The organism is Paenibacillus naphthalenovorans, from assembly GCF_900099895.1.
In the GTDB taxonomy this organism is placed as follows: Bacteria; Bacillota; Bacilli; order Paenibacillales; family NBRC-103111; genus Paenibacillus_G; species Paenibacillus_G naphthalenovorans.
The window spans coordinates 25,048-44,501 of sequence record NZ_FNDY01000022.1; the positions used below are offsets into that span (position 1 = coordinate 25,048).

Genomic DNA, 19,454 nt, shown 5'->3' on the forward strand with positions numbered 1-19,454 from the left:
TTTTTCAATGCCTACCCTCTCCTTTTTTTCTTTTTGACTATATTTTGAGTTAAGCGGTCCAGAAGGATCGCCAAAATCACAACGGCAATGCCTGCTTCAAAGCCTTCGCCTATCTTGAGCTGGGTCACCGCGCGATAAACGTCCGCACCGATTCCCTGGGCTCCGATCATGGATGCAATAACGACCATGGATAAGGACAGCATAATTGTCTGGTTGATTCCTGCCATCAGTGTAGGCAGGGCCAGCGGGAGCTGAACCTTCCACAGCTTCTGGCCTGGAGTCGAACCGAACGAATCCGCAGCCTCAATCAAATCGAACGGAATCTGGCGGATACCCAGGTTCGTCAACCGTATCGTAGGCGGCACGGCAAAAATGACCGAAGCGATAACGCCGGGCACCACGCCTAAACCAAAAAAGAAAACGGCGGGAATCAAGTAAACGAATGCGGGCATGGTCTGCATAAAGTCCAGAAGCGGCGTCACCGCATTCTGGACCGAGTTATTCCTCGCGCACCATATGCCAAGCGGCAGCCCTATAATGACCGAAACCAGCGCGCTCGTCATCACCAAAGCCAGCGTGTCCATCGTGTGGTCCCAAAATCCGAGATTATCAATCAACAGCAAGCCGACCAGAGAAAACAGCCCCAGCACCCAGCCCGCTGAGCGGTAGGACCAGAAAGTTACCAACAGAATAAAAACGAAAGCCGGCGGCCAATGAAACAGCCACGAGAAAACATCCACCGTGCCACCGATGATGGTGGAGATGAAATCAAATATGAAATCAAAGGTCGAGCCGACCCAATCAACAAAACGCTCTATTCCAGGAGCAATCGGCAGCTTAGGCATCTTCGCTCACCGCCTTTCGCACCCGGTCTTGATTTCCTGCCAAAGCCCCAAGCACGGCGCCGCGGATAATTACACCAAGCAGTCTCCCGCTTTCCGAGGTTACGGCTACGGGCACACGACTGACACTGACAAGCTCGAACAAGTCGTTCAGCAGCGTATTCTCCGACACCGTCGGCACATCTTTGACGATAATTTCGTCAAGCCCTTTATTCTCTTTAATGGCCTGCGCCGTATCCTCCGCCGTCAATACGCCGATCAGACGTTTTGAATTGTCGACGACAAACAGATTGGAGATGCCGTTCTCCCGCATCAGCTCAAGCGCTACTCTCGGGCCTCCGCGGTCGTAGACCATCGTCTCCGGTCTGCGCATGACGTGCGATGCCGTCAGTACCCGGGACAAATCCACGTCCTCGATAAACCGTTCCACATATTCGTTGGCAGGCGAAATCATGATTTCCTCCGGCGTGCCGATCTGTACGATCGAGCCGTCCTTCATCAGAGCAATGCGGTCTCCGATCCGAAGCGCCTCATTCAAGTCGTGCGTAATGAATATGATGGTTTTCTTCAGCTTCTCCTGAAGCTCCCTCAGCTCCTCCTGCATGTCTTTGCGGATGAGCGGATCCAACGCGCTGAACGCTTCGTCCATCAGCAGCACCTGCGGCGAGTTGGCCAGCGCCCTGGCCAGTCCGACGCGCTGCTGCATTCCCCCGCTAAGCTGGTCTGGGTAACTGTTCTCCCATTCCTCAAGGCCGACCAAAGCCAATGCTTCCCGCGCTTTCTCTCGGCGGATTTTGGCAGGAATCTTCTGTATCTCAAGACCGAACTCTACATTCTGCGCCACCGTGCGATGCGGGAATAAAGCGAATTTTTGGAACACCATACTCATCGCCGTTCTTCTGAACTCTCTGAGTCTTCCCTCCGACATCTCGACGATATTTTCACCTTGAAACGTAATGCTTCCGAACGTCGGTTCGATCAGGCGGTTTATAAGACGGATCAACGTCGATTTACCGCTGCCCGACAACCCCATGATAACGAAAATTTCCCCTTCTTTTACTGTAAAGTTGGCGCGGTTCACGCCCACGGTCAGCTTTGTCTCGGCAAAAATGCGTTTCTTGCTCCAGCCTTGCTCCAGGAGGCTCAAGGCTTTTTCCGGCGACTGCCCAAATATTTTAGTCAGGTTTTTCACCTCAATCAACCTGTATCACCCCATTCTTTGATGTGCTTAAGTTTACAGGTTTTGGTGTAAAATGGTCAAAACCCAAATAAGTTTGTTTCGTACGTACAGAAAAAACTTTATATACGTATTATACAGAATACTCCTTATTCCTCCAAATTCCTGTCCATGTAACTTCTTTACTTTCAAAACCAACTTCAATACAATGTAACTATTCTAGTAAGAGCGTGCCGGCGGCTGCCGGTCCGCAGTTATGAACAACATACGAATAACATCTGAACAGGCAACCGGCTTCGTCCGGAGGAGGCAGAACGATGAACAACTGGGTTGGCATGTCGGAGGAACAAGTCGGCATCATTCAAAAAGCCCGCAAACGCGTGATTGAATCAATCGGTAAAAACATGGACTTATACGGAGTTACATTATCGTCCGGACATTTATACGGTATGATGTTTTTTCAGGACAAACCCATGACGCTCGACGAAATGGGCGAAGGCATGGGGATGAGCAAGACCAGCATGAGCACAGGCGTGCGCACGCTCACGGATCTGAAGATGGTTCATAAGGTATGGGAACCGGGGTCACGCAAGGATCTGTATGAAGTGGAGCCGGACTGGTACCAGACGTTTGCGGATTACTTCGCTATCAAGTGGAGGAAGCAAACGGAGATGAATCTTCAGGCGGTGCGCAAGTCACTCAGCGAGCTGAAGCGGTTGAAGGAAGCGTACCAAGACAATGAACAGCTGCAGAAGATCGTTAACACGGATATCAATAAGCTGGAGGAAGCCGTCCGCTATTACATGTGGCTGGGCCGTTTGATCGATACCTTCGAGAGCGGGGAAATCTTCTCGCTGGTACCGAAGGAGGAGCCCGTAAAACCATAATGCAGGAGAGCCGATTAAGGCTCTTTTTCCTGTTCAATCGTCTTTATGATAGAATAGAGTAATACTAACCGTTGTGATGAGGTGAAGCTTTTGAAAACCGATTTTGACCGTATCATCAATCGACGCCATACGCATTCCTACAAATGGGATCAATCCCTAAAGCTGTTCGGGGATCAGGACATCCTCCCCCTTTGGGTGGCCGATATGGATTTTGAAAGTCCTCCTGCCGTAAGGAAAGCTCTGGAAGCCCGTGCTGCGCTGGGAGTTTACGGCTATTCGATCAAAAACGAAGCTTATGTGGATGCCATTATCCACTGGTATCAACGGCGGCACGGCTGGACCATCGAGCGGGAATGGCTGAGCGACGTGCCCAGCGTCGTCACATCGCTCAGCATCGCGGTAGATGTATTCAGCGAGCCCGGCGGCTCCGTCATTCTTCAATCCCCGGTTTACTATCCTTTTTACGATGTGATTCGGATGAATGTCCGCGAGGTGGCTAAGAACCCTCTGGTCATCCGTAACGGCAGATACGAAATGGATTATGACCATTTGGAGGAACTGATGGCGGGCGGAGCCAAGCTGATGCTGCTGTGCAGTCCGCATAATCCGGGCGGGCGCGTCTGGGAACGCGAGGAGCTGCTCCGTCTGGGCGAGCTGTGTCTGAAGCACGGGGTTACGGTCATCTCGGACGAAATTCACTGTGATTTGGCACTGCCGGGACATCGCCACATTCCGTTCGCCTCTTTGTCGGAGGAGCTCTCGCAAATTACCTTGACCGCACTCGCGCCGACAAAGACGTTTAATCTCCCCGGCCTCCAATCCTCGTTCATTGTCACCGCTAATGCGGCGATGAAACGGAAATTCGATTACCGGGTCAAAGCGCTCAGCCTGCACATGACGAACTTCTTTACTCATGAAGCCGTGATGGCCGCATATAACGAAGGGGAAGCTTGGCTCGACGAACTGATCGAATACGTAGCAGGCAATGTCGAATATGCCATAGCTTATTTGGCTGAGCATCTTCCCGAGGTAAAGCCGATGCGTCCGGACGGCACTTATTTGCTGTGGGTGGACTGCCGGGGCCTGGGCCTCGATATTAAGGGGCTTAAGTCGCTGATGTTCGAAAAAGCGCGTGTGGCCTTCAGCGAAGGCTCTGCCTTCGGCACGGAGGGACAAGGCTGGCTGCGCATTAACCTGGCCTGCCCGAGATCGCTGTTGACGGATGCGCTGGAGCGGTTTTGTGAGGCGGCTTCCAATAGAAGTTAATCCGTTGTTTCTCACTAACACTACAGCCTTGTATTCCGTAACGCCTTTTCGCGAATACAGGGCTTCCTTATGTCGCCTTTGGGACTTGGGCATCGGGACGTAATTCCATCATTTCCGGTGAGCCGGCGGCAGGAGAAAAGCTTACGAACGAACGGCTGCTTGCCCGAACAATGCAGCGCAGCCAGAAGACGTATACGCGAAGCCCTGCGGCTTGTCCCTGATCGGCTTAATTCATATTAAGGCCGGAGAAGGCAGCTTTGCGAAATAGCGGAACGATTCCATTTCTTCCAAAACGATTACCTAGCTCTTCATATTCCGGATGAGGTCATGCCGCAATGACTATTTTTCAACAGGTCTGAACCGTTTTATAATCCATCATCAATCATAAGGATAATAGACCGCATCCCGAATAAGGACCGCGCCTCCTGAAGTCAGCCGGGAGACCCGGTCTTTGGGGTGCCGCTTTCTCCAGATACGCGGACAAGACGCTGCCCATCATCCGCCTTCATGCTGTTCGTCGAGATAAGCCTTGTACTGCTCGGCATTGAAAAGCTCGTTCAGCTCTTCTCCGGCATCGGGAGACCATTCGATCTCTACGATCCATCCGCCCTCATACGGCTGCTCATTGACAAGCTCAGGCTGATCGAGCAGAAGGGCATTTATATTCGTGATGATGCCCGAAACGGGAGCAAACAAATCCGAAACGGTCTTCACCGATTCAATCGTACCTATAGGGTCTCCGGCGCGAACACTAGATCCTATCTCGGGGAGCTCGACAAATACAATATCCCCCAGCTCGCATTGCGCAAAATCGCTTATGCCGACCCTGACCGTCCCGGATTCCCCGATGTCCGCCCATTCATGCTCTTTGCTGTAGAAAACGTTCGCTTTAACCTCGCTCATATCCATACAGCTCCCCGTCTGTGCGGTGTTCTGCACCTGCCGGCTGCGATTCGTTCTCCCCGGAGGCACAGGCCTTCCACCCTTGTGATCCTTCATCTTCGCACGTATACTGGTAGAATAAAACAATGGACAAGTTTACGTCAATATAACTTACAGATCAATTTATTTTATCAGAAAAACACATTGACAATCCGTTTCAACCGGGAAATAATGAGAATAAGACAACTAAATATCCGTGGATGATGACAAAAGGAGAGATTACTTGACATTAAAGTAACGCCGAAGGGGTAAGCCGCAAGGTGAATCTCTCAGGCAAAAGGACTTTTGCCGGACACATCTCTGGAGAGAACCTGCAAAACAGGTCACCCAAGGGGAAACTTGTGCTGCGGCATAAGGTAACTCTCAGGTAGAAGGACAGAGCAAGGAACGAGGTAACGCCGGCAAGCCCGGCAAGCCCGCTTCTTTGGCTCTGTTTGTTTTTTCTATGCACTTGAGAGGCCAAATCATCGAAAGAGGTGAAAGGGATGTCCCCCTTAAAAAGAACACCGCTATTCCCGCTCTATGCGGATGAACCGGGAGCCCGCTGCATCGATTTCGGCGGTTGGGAGCTGCCCGTCCAATTCATCGGCATTCAAAAAGAGCACGATGCCGTTCGCCGGCACGCCGGATTATTCGATGTTTCCCATATGGGCGAGGTTCTGGTTACGGGCACCTTTGCCGAGGCTTACCTGCAGCACTTGACGACGAACGATGTCTCCAAATTAAGGGACGGTCAGGCACAGTACAGTTTGATGTGCTATCCTGACGGCGGCGTCGTTGACGATTTGCTGGTTTATCGGCTCACCGCAGACCAGTTCATGCTGGTTATCAACGCCTCGAATATCGACAAGGATCTCGAATGGATGGACCGCCACCTGATCGGCGACGTTGTGATCCGAAACGTCTCTGAGCAAACCGCTCTGCTTGCGCTTCAAGGCCCGTTGGCGGAAACCATACTCTCTCGGGTTACAGACGCCTCTCTTTCCGATTTAACCTCATTTTCGTTTATTTCGAATGTTCAGGTCTGCGGCGTTCAGGCTCTTGTCTCCCGCACAGGATATACCGGCGAGGACGGGTTTGAACTCTATCTTCCCGGCGCCGACGCTCTTCATGTATGGCGGACGCTGCTTGAGCACGGCCGGGATCACGGCTTAATCCCCGCCGGACTTGGAGCCAGAGATACGCTCCGCTTTGAAGCTAGGCTGCCTTTGTACGGGCAAGAGCTCAGCGCCGGGGTGTCCCCTTTGGAAGCCGGAGTTGGATTTGCCGTGAAGCTAAGTAAAGAAGGATTTATCGGCAGGGAAGCGCTGTTAAAGCAAAAGCGGGAAGGAGTACGCCGCAGGCTTGTAGGCATCGGGATGATTGACCGTGGTATTCCCCGCCCCCACTACAGGGTATATGCAGACGGTGCATGCATAGGAGAAGTTACATCGGGCACGCAATCCCCCACCCTGAAAAGGAGCTTGGGCTTGGCCTTGCTGGATACCCGTTATGCAGACATCGGCACGAAAATCGAAGTGGACATTCGCGGCAAACGATTACGGGCGGAGGTTGTTCCCAGTCCGTTTTATAAACGGACCAGCAAATAAGGTAATCGGCTTTCCCCCATCATAAAGGAGCTGAATAAGGTGAAGCATCGATACTTACCAATGACGGAGCAGGATCGGCAGGACATGATGGCCGAAATCGGCATCAAGTCGGTGGAGGAGCTGTTTGCCGACATCCCTGCCCCAGTCCGGTTTCAAGGAATCTTGAATGTCTCTTCCGCACTGAGTGAGCCTGAATTGCTCAAGCACACACGCCGATTAGTGGAGAAAAATGCGGATACCGATCGGTACACCAGCTTCTTGGGTGCCGGCATCTATGATCACCACATCCCCGCCGTCATTCAACACGTGATTTCCCGTTCCGAGTTTTACACCGCCTATACCCCCTATCAACCGGAAATCAGCCAAGGCGAGCTTCAGGCGATCTTTGAATTTCAGTCGTATATTTGCGAATTGACGGCGATGGCCGCGGCCAATGCAAGCATGTACGACGGCGCTACCGCTCTGGCGGAGGCCGGAAAGCTGGCCTGCGAAGCCACCAAACGAAAGCAGTTGGTCGTCTCGCGGGCGGTACACCCCGAATCCCGGCAAACCTTACGCACGGCGGCACGGGGGCTAGATCTGGATATCGTTGAAATCGACTATGCGGATGGTGTAACGGATCAGAAGCTGCTCGCCTCCCAAATCTCCGGTCAAACCGCAGCCGTAATCGTACAATCGCCCAATTTTTTCGGCTGTATCGAGGATTTACGAGCTATGGAGCCGCTCATTCATGCCGTAAACGGCTTGCTCGTAGTGTATACCAATCCGCTCTCACTCGGTTTGCTGGAGCCGCCAGGCGCTCTCGGCGCGGACATCGTGATAGGCGATGCGCAGCCGCTGGGCATTCCTGCGGCTCTTGGCGGACCTACCTGCGGCTTCTTCGCCGTCGGCTCACCGTGGCTCCGCAGGATGCCCGGCCGAATCGTCGGCCAAACGGTAGACCGGGACGGCAAACGCGGTTTTGTGCTCACGCTGCAGGCAAGGGAACAGCACATCCGCCGTGAAAAAGCAACCTCCAACATTTGCTCCAACCAGGCTCTCCTTGCTCTATGCGCTTCCGTTTACTTGTCGGTTATGGGTAAAGCCGGCTTACAGGAGGTGGCAGGCACGAACGTGCGGAAAGCACACTATGCGGTCGAAAGCTTCCGGCGGATCAAGGACGTCACCCTTGCTTTCAACAGCCCTTTTTTCAACGAGTTCGTACTTAAGTTACCCGAACAGGCCGACATCGGAAGGCTTAATGAAGCGCTGCTGTCCTTTGGATTTATCGGAGGCTATGATCTGGGATCGGCATACCCGGAATTAAAAAATCACCTCCTCATCGCCGTTACGGAACGAAGAACCCGGGAAGAGATCGAGGAATTTATCGACCGAATGGAGGCATCCCTGTGAGCAGCGAAAAATCCACTGAACGTATCGTAGAGGAAACAAGCAGCGTAAAGCACGATCAAGCCTTGATTTTCGAGATAAGCAGGCCCGGACGGATCGGGTACTCCCTACCCGAATGCGATGTGCCTCAGACCAGCATCGATGAACTAATTCCTTCCCGTCTGCTGCGAACAAAGCCCGCTCAGCTTCCCGAGGTCAGCGAGGTCGACGTCATTCGCCATTACACCGCTTTATCGCGCCGCAATTTCGGCATCGACAACGGATTTTATCCCTTAGGCTCCTGCACCATGAAATATAATCCGAAAATCAACGAGGATGTCGCCCGTTTTCCCGGTTTTTCCAAAATTCATCCGTACCAGCCCGAATCCTCCATCCAAGGCGCATTGGAGTTGTTGTATACGCTGCAGAATGATTTGACCGCCATCACCGGCATGGACCGGGTGACGCTGCAGCCCGCAGCCGGGGCACACGGCGAATGGACCGGACTCATGATGATTCGCGCCTATCACGAGAGCCGTGGCGAGCATCGGACGAAGGTCATTGTTCCGGACTCCTCCCACGGCACCAACCCTGCAAGCGCAACCGTCGCGGGGCTTGAGACCATCATCGTCAAATCCGACGCCAAGGGGCTGGTCGATCTGGAAGCGCTGCGCGCAGCGGTAGGTTCGGATACCGCCGCACTCATGCTGACCAACCCTAATACGCTCGGCTTGTTCGAGGAGCGGATCGTGGAAATTGCGGAAATCGTACACGAAGCCGGAGGCCTGTTGTATTACGATGGAGCCAATTCCAACGCGATTATGGGCATTACGCGCCCCGGAGATATGGGCTTTGATGTTGTTCATTTAAATCTTCATAAAACCATGAGCACCCCGCACGGCGGCGGAGGCCCGGGCGCAGGCCCGGTGGGCGTGAAGCAAAAGCTGGCCCCATTCCTGCCAGCACCGACCGTAGAACACAAGGAAGACGGGACGTACTACTTCGACTATGACAAGCCAGAATCGATCGGCCGGGTCAAAGCCTTCTACGGCAATTTCGGGATTCTTGTACGGGCCTACACCTATATCCGCAGCTATGGTCCAGAGGGGCTTCGCGCCGTATCCGAATGCGCCGTGCTGAACGCCAACTACATGATGCGCAGGCTGGCGCCTTATTACGAGGTTCCGTATGAGCGCCTGTGCAAGCACGAATTTGTCATGTCCGGCAGAAAGCTGAAAAAATTCGGCGTGCATACGTTAGATGTAGCCAAAAGACTGCTTGATTTCGGTTATCATCCCCCGACCATTTATTTTCCGCTGAATGTCGAAGAATGCATCATGATCGAGCCTACCGAAACCGAGAGCAAAGAAACACTCGATGCTTTTATCGATGCGATGATCCAGATCGCTCACGAGGCCGAGCATCATCCGGAGCTGCTGCTGAACGCCCCGCACACTACAGCCGTAAGAAGGCTGAACGAAACCCAGGCAGCCCGAAAGCCCGTACTGAATTGCACCTGCCGCTAATAGTCCGTTTCGAAACATAACGGGGTTACCCTGCAATAAAGCAAACTCGCCTAACCTGGCGGGTTTGTTTTTCTTCGATCCTATCGGCAAGCTTCTAATTGATTCTCATATGGCCGCGAAAAGTTGGCGAGTTATCATCCTTCTGCATAATATATCCTATTTCATTTTAACTTTATCGGATTTGGACATATCTTTATTGTTCTAAGCCTTCAAGACAAAAAAAGAGACCCGCCAACGGGGCCGGGTCTTAAAGTGTATATATTAAAAAAGGGGGTCTTGTCACTAATTATACATCGTCAATATGTTAAACAAGTAACAGAAATATTTCATTTATGTAACAAGTTTGAAAGCGCTATATCGAAATTGAGAATAACTATCAAAATCATTGATAAAACTTCTCAATCGGGAGATAATCCACCAAAATAGGCTAATAATCGGTCTCAATTAAAGTATTTGCCAAAATTCAACACTTGACGTATAATTCGGATCACAGGGGTACATGAAAGGCGAGGTGAGAAGAATGTACGACTATCATCATTTACATCATGTCAAGGAGCAGTCCCGATCCAAGAGAACCCTGTGGATCACGCTGTTTTTGACTGGATTTTTTACCCTGGTGGAAATTATCGGAGGTCTCCTCTCCAATTCTCTTGCTCTGCTTTCCGATTCGGCTCACATGATATCCGACGTATTCGCACTCGGGCTCAGCATGTTTGCGATTCATTTGGCTACTCGGCCCCCGAATGCAAAGTTTACGTTCGGGTACCTGCGCTTTGAGATTATCGCCTCTTCGATCAACGGACTTACGCTTTGCGCCATCGCGGTCTGGATCTTTATCGAAGGCATCCGGCGCTTTATCCATCCGGAAGAGATCAACCTGAAGCTGATGCTGACCATTGCCTCCATCGGACTTGTTGTAAATATAATACTGACCTACGTATTAAGCCGCAGCGTGAAGGAAGAAGACAATTTAAACATCCAAAGCGCATTATGGCACTTTATCGGCGATTTGCTCAGCTCGGTCGGGGTTATCGTTTCCGCGATCCTCATTTATTTTACGGGCTTCCTATGGTTCGATCCGCTGATCAGTATGGTGATCGGGGGCATCATCTTTACAGGCGGTGCCAAAATCCTGAAAGAAGCCTACTATATTCTAATGGAGTCGGTGCCTGACCGCTTTCAACTGGATGAGATACGGGAATCGATTGCTCAGGTAGAAGGTGTGGAGGATGTGCACGAAATGCATTTGTGGGCTATTTCCACCGACCATTATTCGCTGACCGCGCATGTGTTTATTGACAATAAGACCCAACCGTTTTGCATCATTCTCGCCATTAACGAGACGCTGAAGGAGAAATACGGCATTGAGCATTCCACTATTCAAATGGAGCATGCGGTCATTCATCCCCATGGAGAGTACGGCAAGGAATTTTTACGGCACAAGGACGAGGTCGGCGGGACGGCGCTGCCAACCTGATCCGGGAAATAAAGCAAAACCCTCTTTCATCCAAGCGATGGCAAGAGGGTTTTATGCTTTATCCGCTTTCGCTCCCGTAATCAGTATATGACTAGCGACCCTGGAACGCCTCCCCTTCTCTTGAAGATCAGTCCCCGTCAATGTCATTCAAAACTACAAAACGATATAAAAACCGCCCCTGCCGGCCAAAGCCGACAAAGGCGGTGATATGCATTAGCCCGGATATATTCCGGACTTCATTTACAAAATTACATGCTGAGCCATTTTTTGAACAAATGCTTCGTCGTATCGAGGTTGATCGCTGCGATCGAAGTCGTGAGCGGGATGCCTTTCGGACAAGAGCGCACGCAGTTCTGCGAGTTTCCGCAGCCTTCGATGCCGCCGTCGGACATGAGTGCTTCCAGACGCTCGTGAGCATTCATCTCGCCAGTCGGATGCGCGTTAAACAAACGCACCTGCGAGATGGCCGCCGGGCCGATAAAGTCCGTTTTGTCGTTCACGTTCGGACAGGATTCCAGACATACACCGCAAGTCATGCATTTGGACAGCTCATAAGCCCATTGACGCTTGGCTTCGGCCATACGCGGACCGGGACCCAAATCGTATGTGCCGTCGATCGGAATCCAGGCTTTCACTCTCTTCAAAGCGGAGAACATACGCTCGCGATTGATCACCAGGTCACGAACAACCGGGAATGTCGTCATCGGTGCAATGCGGATCGGCTGTTCCAGCTTGTCTACCAGCGCTGTACAAGCCTGACGCGGTTTGCCGTTGATAACCATGGAGCAGGCTCCGCACACTTCCTCCAAACAGTTCGATTCCCAGCAGACCGGTGTCGTTTTTTCGCCTTTGGCATTCACCGGATTACGCTGTACCTCCATCAAAGCGCTGATCACGTTCATGTTCGGGCGATAAGGAATTTCAAACTCCTCCGTGTATGGCGCACTTTCCGGTGAATCTTGACGGGTTATGATAAACTTGATCGTTTTGCTTGCAGTCGCGGTTGCTTCGGCCATGATTAATGACCTCCCTTCTTCTTGTCGGTCGTATAGTCACGTTTACGGGGCGGAATGAGTGATACGTCGACGTCCTCATACTCGATTTGCGGACCATCCGGCGTCCATTTCGCCTTCGTTGTTTTCAAAAATTTCTCGTCATTACGCTCCGGGAATTCCGGCTTGTAGTGTGCACCGCGGCTCTCGTCACGCAGCAAAGCGCCGAGTGTCATGGCATGCGCCAGTTCCAGCATGTTCCAAAGCTGACGGGTATAAGCCACACCCGGGTTGTTGAAGCGGGCGGAGTCGTTGATGTTGATGTTGCGGTAGCGCTGCTTCAGCTCGTTGATCTTGTCGATCGTTTCCTGCAGCTGCTTGTTGTAGCGAACCACCGTCATGTTATTGGTCATCCATTCGCCGAGCTCTTTCCCAATCACGTAAGCATTTTCGGTGCCGTCCATCTTCAGGATGCTTTCGTATTTATCGGTATGAAGCTTCGTATAACGGTCGAATACCGAGGAAGAAATATCTTCCGCATGCTTATCCAGGCCTTTGATATATTCGATCGCTTTCGGACCGGCAACCATACCGCCGTAGATAGCGGACAGCAGTGAGTTCGCGCCCAAACGGTTCGCGCCGTGGTACTGGTACTCGCATTCGCCTGCGGCGAACAAGCCCGGAATGTTTGTCATTTGGTTATAATCTACCCACATACCGCCCATCGAATAGTGAACGGCCGGGAAAATTTTCATCGGAATTTTGCGCGGGTCATCGCCCATAAACTTCTCATAGATCTCGATGATCCCGCCAAGCTTGACATCCAGCTCTTTCGGATCCTTGTGGGATAGGTCAAGATAAACCATGTTCTCGCCGTTGATGCCCAGCTTCATGTCCACGCACACGCTGAAAATTTCCCGCGTAGCGATATCACGGGGCACCAGGTTGCCGTAGGCAGGATATTTCTCCTCAAGGAAGTACCAAGGCTTGCCATCTTTATATGTCCATACCCGTCCGCCTTCACCGCGTGCCGATTCGGACATCAGACGAAGCTTGTCATCGCCCGGAATGGCTGTCGGGTGGATCTGGATGAATTCGCCGTTAGCGTAATAAACGCCCTGCTGGTACACCGCGCTCGCCGCCGTACCCGTATTGATAACGGAGTTGGTCGATTTACCGAAGATGATCCCGGGGCCGCCTGTCGCCAAAATAACCGCATCTGAACGGAATGTTTTCACTTCCATGCTGCGCAGGTCCTGGCCGACAATACCGCGGCATACGCCGTCATCGTCAAGCACCGCACCAAGGAACTCCCAATGCTCGTATTTCTGAACCAGACCGGCAGTTTCCCAACGGCGCACTTGCTCATCCAGCGCATACAGCAGCTGTTGACCCGTTGTCGCTCCAGCAAATGCCGTACGATGGTGCTTTGTCCCCCCGAAACGCCGGAAATCGAGCAGACCCTCAGGTGTACGGTTGAACATCACCCCCATCCGGTCCATCAAATGGATGATGCCGGGCGCCGCTTCACACATCGCTTTAACAGGCGGCTGGTTCGCGAGGAAGTCTCCGCCGTATACCGTATCGTCAAAATGTTCCCACGGAGAGTCGCCTTCTCCTTTTGTATTAACCGCTCCGTTGATACCACCCTGGGCGCATACGGAGTGGGAGCGCTTGACAGGAACAAGGGAGAACAAGTCTACGTGAACTCCAGCCTCGGCCGCTTTGATGGTGGCCATCAAGCCCGCCAGACCTCCACCGACTACAATGATTTTTGAATTCGCCATGATCGTCCGCCCTCCTTAACCTTTTGCCATTTGAGGCACTTGCTGGAATGATGGGTCCATAAATGCCGTCAACGACAAGATAAACATGATGGACATGATAACAAAAACGCCCATCCATACATAAGTAGATACTCGCTGTGCGCGCGGACCTATGGTAATACCCCAGCTGACAAGGAAAGACCACATTCCGTTGCTGAAGTGGAATACGGCTGCAATCACACCGATCACGTAGAGCACGAAGTAGACGGGATTGACTACAATACCGTGCATGTGGACGCCGATCTCACCTTGGTCAACCGTTCCGATAGCAATCTGAAAGCGAGTTTGGAAAAAGTGCCATGCCACGAAAATAAACGTGATTACGCCGGTCACACGCTGCAGAAAAAACATCTGGTTGCGGAAATACCCGTAGTTAGACACGTTGTTGCGTGCTGTATAAGCTACATACAGACCGTAGATGGCATGGTATGCCAGCGGAATCCAGATCCCGAAAATCTCCAGGAACAGGACCAGCGGCAGCGAATGCAGCCAATGCACTTGCTCCATAAAGCCCGTGTGTCCACCGCTGAACGCTTTGTAGTTCGTCAGCAGGTGCTCGATCAGGAAGAAACCGACCGGGATGACACCCAGCAATGAATGAAGCTTTCGAGAATAATACGAGTTCTTAAACATTAGTAATTCGTTCCCCCCTTAAGGTCAAGGCTTGTCACTATTTCGTCAAAACCATCTTTCATTGTACTCCCGCATACTTAGAGCGTCAACAGAAAACGCTACAACTATTTTCCATGAATCGACATGCTTTTATGCAGAATACGCCGAAAAATGTGAACGGGAAGTGACATATACCATACTACTCTTGAATCGCTTATAATGGAAGTGCGGATTTTTTATATATCGTTATAACAATACTGCATATGTAAAAAGGAGACGGTTCTTATTATGGAACTCATTGATGTTTTCGCTGCCGTCGTCGAGCAGCAAAGCTTGAATAAAGCCTCTCAACTGCTGAATATTTCACAGCCTGCCTTATCGCGCAAAATCATGCGGCTGGAGGAGGAGCTCGGTGTCCAGCTGTTCAAGCGCATAGGCAAGCGTCTTGAGCTGACCCGGGCCGGTGAGATTACCTATGAATATGCTCTCGATCAGCAGCGGCTGGAACGCAAGCTGCATGAAACGCTGCAAACCTTCAAAACGGGTGTGCAGCCTGCCAGCATGATCATTGGAGCAAGCTTGACTACGCTGCAGTCTACGCTTCCGGACCTGATTACGATGTATATGAGGGAATACCCGAACACCGATATTAAAGCGATCACCGGCAAAACCCATGAAATCGTGCCGCTGGTTAAAGACAGAAAAGTGGACATCGGACTCGTCGCTTCCAAAATCGATGATCCGTCCCTCACCTGTGTTCCCTTGTTCGACGACCACCTGTGCCTTGTTTTGCCGGACGGTCATTCTTATACCGGCAAGACGGAGCTCAAGATTCACGATCTTCACGGGCTGCCGATGATCCTGTTCTCGCGAGGCACCTGGTACCGTGTCCTGATGGACGAGATCTTCCAACGCTATGCCGTCCATCCCGACGTCAAGATGGAAATCGATTCGTTCGAAGCCATCACGCGTCTGGTTTCCACCTGTAATGCGGGCACCTTGCTTCCCGAATCCTATCTCCGCCGTAATTTAATGGAAGACAACCAATTGACCGTACGTTATATACCGGAGCTGAAGCAAACCAAAAGAACGACCTCTCTGCTGTATACAGATGATGCCGTTCTCCAGACTTCCATCGGTCTTTTCATTGATCAGGCGGTGCGTCATTATCAACAGGCCAGGACGGTGGGCGTTTAGCCTTTTGGGGTTCACTTGCCCCTTGAGCCAAGCGCCTCAGCCGATGGTGATTTTACCTTCAGGGTAACGGTACAGCTCCTTATCCGTTTTCTTTCCGAGCGCGTAGGCCAAAGTCATCGGTCCAAGCCGCCCGGTGAACATCGTCAGAGCGATAACGACTTTACCGAATTCGGTGAGCTGGGGGGTTAGGCCCATGCTTAATCCCACGGTGCCGAAAGCGGAGGTCACTTCGAACAGGATAACCAAAAAGGCGTGATCCTCCGTCGTAGAGAGCAGCATCGTTATGAAAACGACCATAAAGATCGCGAACATGGTCAGTGTGATCGCTTTGAGAATCCGGTCCTTTCCGAGCCGGTAGCGAAACATGACAATGTCTTCCTTTCCCCGAACCATCGCAACCAGCGCCCCGACCAGGATGGCGAAGGTCGTCGTTTTGATTCCGCCGCCCGCCGAACCTGGAGAAGCGCCGATAAACATAAGAATAATGAGAAAAAATTGCGAAGCTTGTCTCATCTGGGAGACGTCCACCGTGGTAACCCCTGCGGAACGGGGGGTCACGGAATGCAGCAGCGAAGCCAGCAGTTTACCGGAACCGTTTAATGCTCCGAACGTTTTGTGATTCGTAAATTCAAAGATCAGCAGAATCACAAAGCCGATAACGGTGAGTGCCCCTGTAGTGCTCAGTACGACTTTTGAGTGAAGCGAGAGCTTTCGGGTTTTATGATATTCCAGCAGATCCGCAATGACAATAAAGCCGATTCCGCCAAGCACGATCAGAATGATCGCCACCAAATTGACAATCCAATCGTAAGCCAGATGAGACATGCTGCCGAATGGCTTATGGATCGCGCCGAATAAATCGAAACCTGCATTATTAAAGAATGAAATGGCATGGAAAATGCCGTAATAAATCGCCTGGCCGGGTTCCATCTCGAACGACCAACGGACCGAAAAAATCACCGCCGCTGCAAACTCAATCGTTAAAGAATATAAAAGAACCTTGCGTATTAACCGGACGATCCCTTCCATGCTGCCCTGATTCATTGCCGTCTGCAGCACCAGACGTTCTTTGAGCGAAATCTTCCGCTTGAACACAAGAGCGATCAAAGCGGCCATCGTCATGAAGCCGAGTCCGCCAATCTGAATCAGCAGGATAAGGACAAGCTGCCCGAACGCGGAAAAATACGTGCCTGTATCCACCAGCACGAGTCCCGTTACGCATGTCGCTGAAGTAGCTGTAAATAAAGCGTCCAGGAAGGGCATGGACTCCCCGCTGACCGTTGCAATCGGCAGTGAAAGCAAGACTGCGCCAATCATAATAATCAAAGTGAAGCCATATACCAAAATTTGCGGCGGTGACAGCCTCATAATCAATCCAGGTTTCAAGCCTTGGCACGTCCTTTCCGTCTCCCGGGAGCATCAAATCTGCTCCGTCCGCCTGCTAGCGGATGACTTCATTCTCGAATGTTTCGATCTGTTCGTTTGTTCCAATCACGACCATAACGTCGCGCTCTTCGAAAGTATCTTCCGCTGTAGGCGCAATGATGACACCGTTCTTTCTATTGATCGCCACGACACTGCATCCGTAACGCGCCCTGGGATCAAGCTCCTTCAGCGTCCGTCCGGCAAGCCTTTTGGGTACGGCCAGCTCCGCAATGGTGTAGTCATTGGACAGTTCAATATAATCAAGCAAATTGGGAGAAACGAGTTGATGCGCTACGCGTATCCCCATATCCCGTTCGGGATAAATGACCCGGTCAACCCCGATTTTGTTCAGCACTTTGCCGTGAAGCTCGGACAGCGCTTTGGCTACGACCGTTTTGACCCCAATGTCCTTTAATAGAATCGCAGTAAGAATGCTCGCTTGAATATCGTTGCCGATCGCCACCACCACGCAATCGAAATTCCGGATGCCCAGCGATCGGATCACCTCTTCTTCCGTCGAGTCCGCTACCACCACGTGCGTCAGCTTGTCGCTCATCTCCTCCACCGCTTCTTCGTCCACATCGATGCCAAGCACCTCATAGCCCAGTTTCAGAAGCTCCTCGGCAAGACTTGAACCGAATCGTCCTAATCCAATGACTGCGTATTGAGTGTTTTTCATCCATTCGTTTCCCCTAACCAATCGTAATTTTGCCTTCCGGATATCTGTACAATTCCTTCTCCGCCTTCGGACCCAGTGCATAAGCCAATGTCAGCGGACCCAGACGTCCGGTAAACATAGTAAACGCGATAAGGATCTTGCCGAGATCCGACAAATCCGGTGTTAACCCCATCGACAAGCCAACCGTGCCAAAGGCCGATGTCACTTCAAACAAAATCATCAGGAACGCATGATCCTCCGTTGTAGAAAGAATCATCGTGATCGTGACGACCAGCGCCAAAGCGACCATCGTAATCGTAACGGCCTTCAGAATCCTTTCTTTGCCTAACCGGTGACGGAAGAGTACAATGTCTTCCTTCCCGCGGACCATCGCGATCATCGCGCCAACCAGCGTGGTAAAGGTCGTCGTTTTGATCCCTCCGCCTGTAGAGCCGGGAGAAGCACCGATGAACATCAGAATGATGATAAAAAACTGCGTCGCCTGCCTAAGCCCGGCAATATCAAGCGTATTGGCTCCAGCTGTCCGCGGTGTAACGGATTGAAACAGTGAGGCGAGTATTTTGCCGGACCAGTCGAGCGATCCAAGCGTTCTGGAATTCGTAAATTCGAAGATAAATATAATCAACGCCCCGATTCCGATCAAAAAACCGGTAGCGCTTAGCACCACTTTGGTATGAAGCGTCAGCTTTTGGTTCCTTCTATAATCCATGAGGTCCGACAGAACGACGAAACCGATTCCACCCAAAATGATGAGTCCCATCGAAACCGCGTTGATCACCGGATCAGCTGCATAAGCCGTCAAGCTGCTGAATTTTCCCGTTACCGGCCCGAAAATATCGAAACCGGCATTGTTGAAGAAGGAGACGGCATGAAAAATACCATAATAAGCCGCTTTGCCGGGACCCAAATCAACCGACCATCGAACAGCGAAAATAACGGCAGCCGTAAACTCAATCGTGAGCGAATAAATCATCACCTTACGGATTAACCGCACAATGCCTTCAAGACTGTTCTGGTTCAGTGCTTCTTGCAAAATAAGCTTTTCTTTAAGTGAGATGCGCTTTTTCAGGGCAAATGCGAATAAGGTAGCCATGGTCATAAACCCGAGCCCGCCGACCTGGATCAATAGCATGATAACCATCTGGCCGAACAGGGTAAAATAAGTGCCCGTATCCACAACGACAAGTCCGGTTACACAGGCTGCCGATGTCGCCGTGAATAAAGCATCCAGGAAACGCATCGGTACACCGCTGGCCGAGGCCGCGGGAAGCGACAACAGCATGGAGCCGATCAAGATCATAACAGCAAAACCGATGACCAAAATTTGCGGAGGCGTGAGCTCGACTTTCCTGGCAATGGTTTTCATGAATGCACCCCTATTTGACGTTTCAGGCAACAAAAAAGACACTGGAAACCCAATGTCAATTTAAGGTTCCTGTAATTCAAGCCTACGAGGTTAGCTGTCGGATTCGGATGTACAGGCACCCTATCAGCGGATTGTATCCGCTGAATTCACCCCTAAACTCATGGTTCCCCCGTTTTCCTTTAGAAATTCGGCTCGCTATTCAATTGATATGAATTATAATCCTCTTTTCATTGAAGTACAAAGCCTTGTTTCACCTGAATGCACCGGATTTCGCAAAATTACG

Annotated in this window: 16 protein-coding genes and 2 riboswitches; of the genes, 7 read left to right on the forward strand and 9 right to left on the reverse strand. The window is 51.4% G+C overall.

The window, feature by feature from the left end; genetic code table 11:
* Positions 1 to 11 precede the first annotated feature (11 nt).
* Together BLT35_RS18225 and BLT35_RS18230 are read right to left on the reverse strand one after the other, a co-directional pair.
* Positions 12 to 845 (reverse strand): ABC transporter permease, encoded by an 834-nt coding sequence (locus tag BLT35_RS18225; RefSeq protein WP_062409389.1) that lies wholly within the window; start codon positions 843 to 845, stop codon positions 12 to 14.
* A complete protein-coding gene (locus BLT35_RS18230; RefSeq protein ID WP_062409390.1) occupies positions 838 to 2,043 on the reverse strand; it encodes a quaternary amine ABC transporter ATP-binding protein in 1,206 nt (401 codons plus the stop codon). Before BLT35_RS18230 ends, BLT35_RS18225 begins: the two co-directional genes overlap by 8 nt.
* 293 nt (positions 2,044 to 2,336) lie before the next feature.
* On the opposite strand from BLT35_RS18230, the gene BLT35_RS18235 reads away from it, so the two are divergent.
* Both BLT35_RS18235 and BLT35_RS18240 read left to right on the forward strand, forming a co-directional pair.
* A complete protein-coding gene (locus BLT35_RS18235; protein ID WP_062409391.1) occupies positions 2,337 to 2,906 on the forward strand; it encodes a GbsR/MarR family transcriptional regulator in 570 nt (189 codons plus the stop codon).
* Between the two features lie 90 nt (positions 2,907 to 2,996).
* A complete protein-coding gene (locus BLT35_RS18240) occupies positions 2,997 to 4,172 on the forward strand; it encodes a MalY/PatB family protein (RefSeq protein ID WP_074729297.1) in 1,176 nt (391 codons plus the stop codon).
* 495 nt (positions 4,173 to 4,667) lie between these two features.
* On the opposite strand, the gene gcvH is transcribed toward BLT35_RS18240, so the two are convergent.
* Positions 4,668 to 5,075: a glycine cleavage system protein GcvH gene (gene gcvH / locus BLT35_RS18245; protein WP_062409394.1), complete on the reverse strand. Its 408-nt coding sequence runs from the start codon at positions 5,073 to 5,075 to the stop codon at positions 4,668 to 4,670.
* Positions 5,076 to 5,314: 239 nt separating this feature from the next.
* Positions 5,315 to 5,409, forward strand: a riboswitch (glycine riboswitch).
* Positions 5,410 to 5,599: 190 nt separating this feature from the next.
* On the opposite strand from gcvH, the gene gcvT reads away from it, so the two are divergent.
* The 4 genes from gcvT (at position 5,600) to BLT35_RS18265 (ending at position 11,074) form a co-directional block, all read left to right on the forward strand.
* The gene (gcvT, locus tag BLT35_RS18250; RefSeq protein WP_074729299.1) at positions 5,600 to 6,703 is read left to right on the forward strand and encodes a glycine cleavage system aminomethyltransferase GcvT; all 1,104 of its coding nucleotides are present in this window, start codon (positions 5,600 to 5,602) and stop codon (positions 6,701 to 6,703) included.
* Positions 6,704 to 6,742: 39 nt separating this feature from the next.
* Entirely contained in the window at positions 6,743 to 8,095 is a 1,353-nt protein-coding gene (gene gcvPA, locus BLT35_RS18255) for an aminomethyl-transferring glycine dehydrogenase subunit GcvPA (protein WP_054819593.1), read from the forward strand.
* A complete protein-coding gene (gcvPB, locus tag BLT35_RS18260) occupies positions 8,092 to 9,597 on the forward strand; it encodes an aminomethyl-transferring glycine dehydrogenase subunit GcvPB (RefSeq protein WP_302848197.1) in 1,506 nt (501 codons plus the stop codon). Before gcvPA ends, gcvPB begins: the two co-directional genes overlap by 4 nt.
* Positions 9,598 to 10,117: 520 nt before the next feature.
* The gene (locus BLT35_RS18265; RefSeq protein WP_074729301.1) at positions 10,118 to 11,074 is read left to right on the forward strand and encodes a cation diffusion facilitator family transporter; all 957 of its coding nucleotides are present in this window, start codon (positions 10,118 to 10,120) and stop codon (positions 11,072 to 11,074) included.
* Positions 11,075 to 11,322: 248 nt separating this feature from the next.
* Here the strand turns inward: BLT35_RS18265 and sdhB are convergent, their stop codons facing one another.
* From sdhB to BLT35_RS18280, 3 genes are read right to left on the reverse strand one after another with little or no spacing between them, the layout of a single operon-like run.
* The gene (gene sdhB / locus BLT35_RS18270) at positions 11,323 to 12,090 is read right to left on the reverse strand and encodes a succinate dehydrogenase iron-sulfur subunit (protein ID WP_062409396.1); all 768 of its coding nucleotides are present in this window, start codon (positions 12,088 to 12,090) and stop codon (positions 11,323 to 11,325) included.
* 2 nt (positions 12,091 to 12,092) lie between these two features.
* Positions 12,093 to 13,853, reverse strand: coding sequence for a succinate dehydrogenase flavoprotein subunit (gene sdhA, locus BLT35_RS18275; protein ID WP_062409397.1), 1,761 nt, complete (start codon positions 13,851 to 13,853; stop codon positions 12,093 to 12,095).
* A 15-nt stretch (positions 13,854 to 13,868) separates the two neighbouring features.
* On the reverse strand, positions 13,869 to 14,525 hold the full coding sequence (locus tag BLT35_RS18280; protein WP_062409398.1) for a succinate dehydrogenase cytochrome b558 subunit: 657 nt from the start codon (positions 14,523 to 14,525) through the stop codon (positions 13,869 to 13,871).
* Positions 14,526 to 14,792: 267 nt separating this feature from the next.
* Between BLT35_RS18280 and BLT35_RS18285 the strand changes: the two genes are divergently transcribed.
* Complete coding sequence (locus BLT35_RS18285; RefSeq protein WP_054819386.1) at positions 14,793 to 15,701, forward strand: LysR family transcriptional regulator; 909 nt, start codon at positions 14,793 to 14,795, stop codon at positions 15,699 to 15,701.
* Positions 15,702 to 15,737: 36 nt separating this feature from the next.
* On the opposite strand, the gene BLT35_RS18290 is transcribed toward BLT35_RS18285, so the two are convergent.
* The 3 genes from BLT35_RS18290 to BLT35_RS18300 form a co-directional block, all read right to left on the reverse strand.
* Positions 15,738 to 17,069, reverse strand: coding sequence for a TrkH family potassium uptake protein (locus tag BLT35_RS18290; RefSeq protein ID WP_054819391.1), 1,332 nt, complete (start codon positions 17,067 to 17,069; stop codon positions 15,738 to 15,740).
* A gap of 73 nt (positions 17,070 to 17,142) precedes the next feature.
* Positions 17,143 to 17,805 carry a potassium channel family protein gene (locus tag BLT35_RS18295; RefSeq protein WP_062409399.1) on the reverse strand — a complete coding sequence of 221 codons (663 nt, stop codon included), beginning with the start codon at positions 17,803 to 17,805 and terminating at the stop codon, positions 17,143 to 17,145.
* Between the two features lie 13 nt (positions 17,806 to 17,818).
* On the reverse strand, positions 17,819 to 19,171 hold the full coding sequence (locus tag BLT35_RS18300) for a TrkH family potassium uptake protein (protein ID WP_074729303.1): 1,353 nt from the start codon (positions 19,169 to 19,171) through the stop codon (positions 17,819 to 17,821).
* A 64-nt stretch (positions 19,172 to 19,235) separates the two neighbouring features.
* Positions 19,236 to 19,374, reverse strand: a riboswitch (cyclic di-AMP (ydaO/yuaA leader).
* Positions 19,375 to 19,454 lie beyond the last annotated feature (80 nt).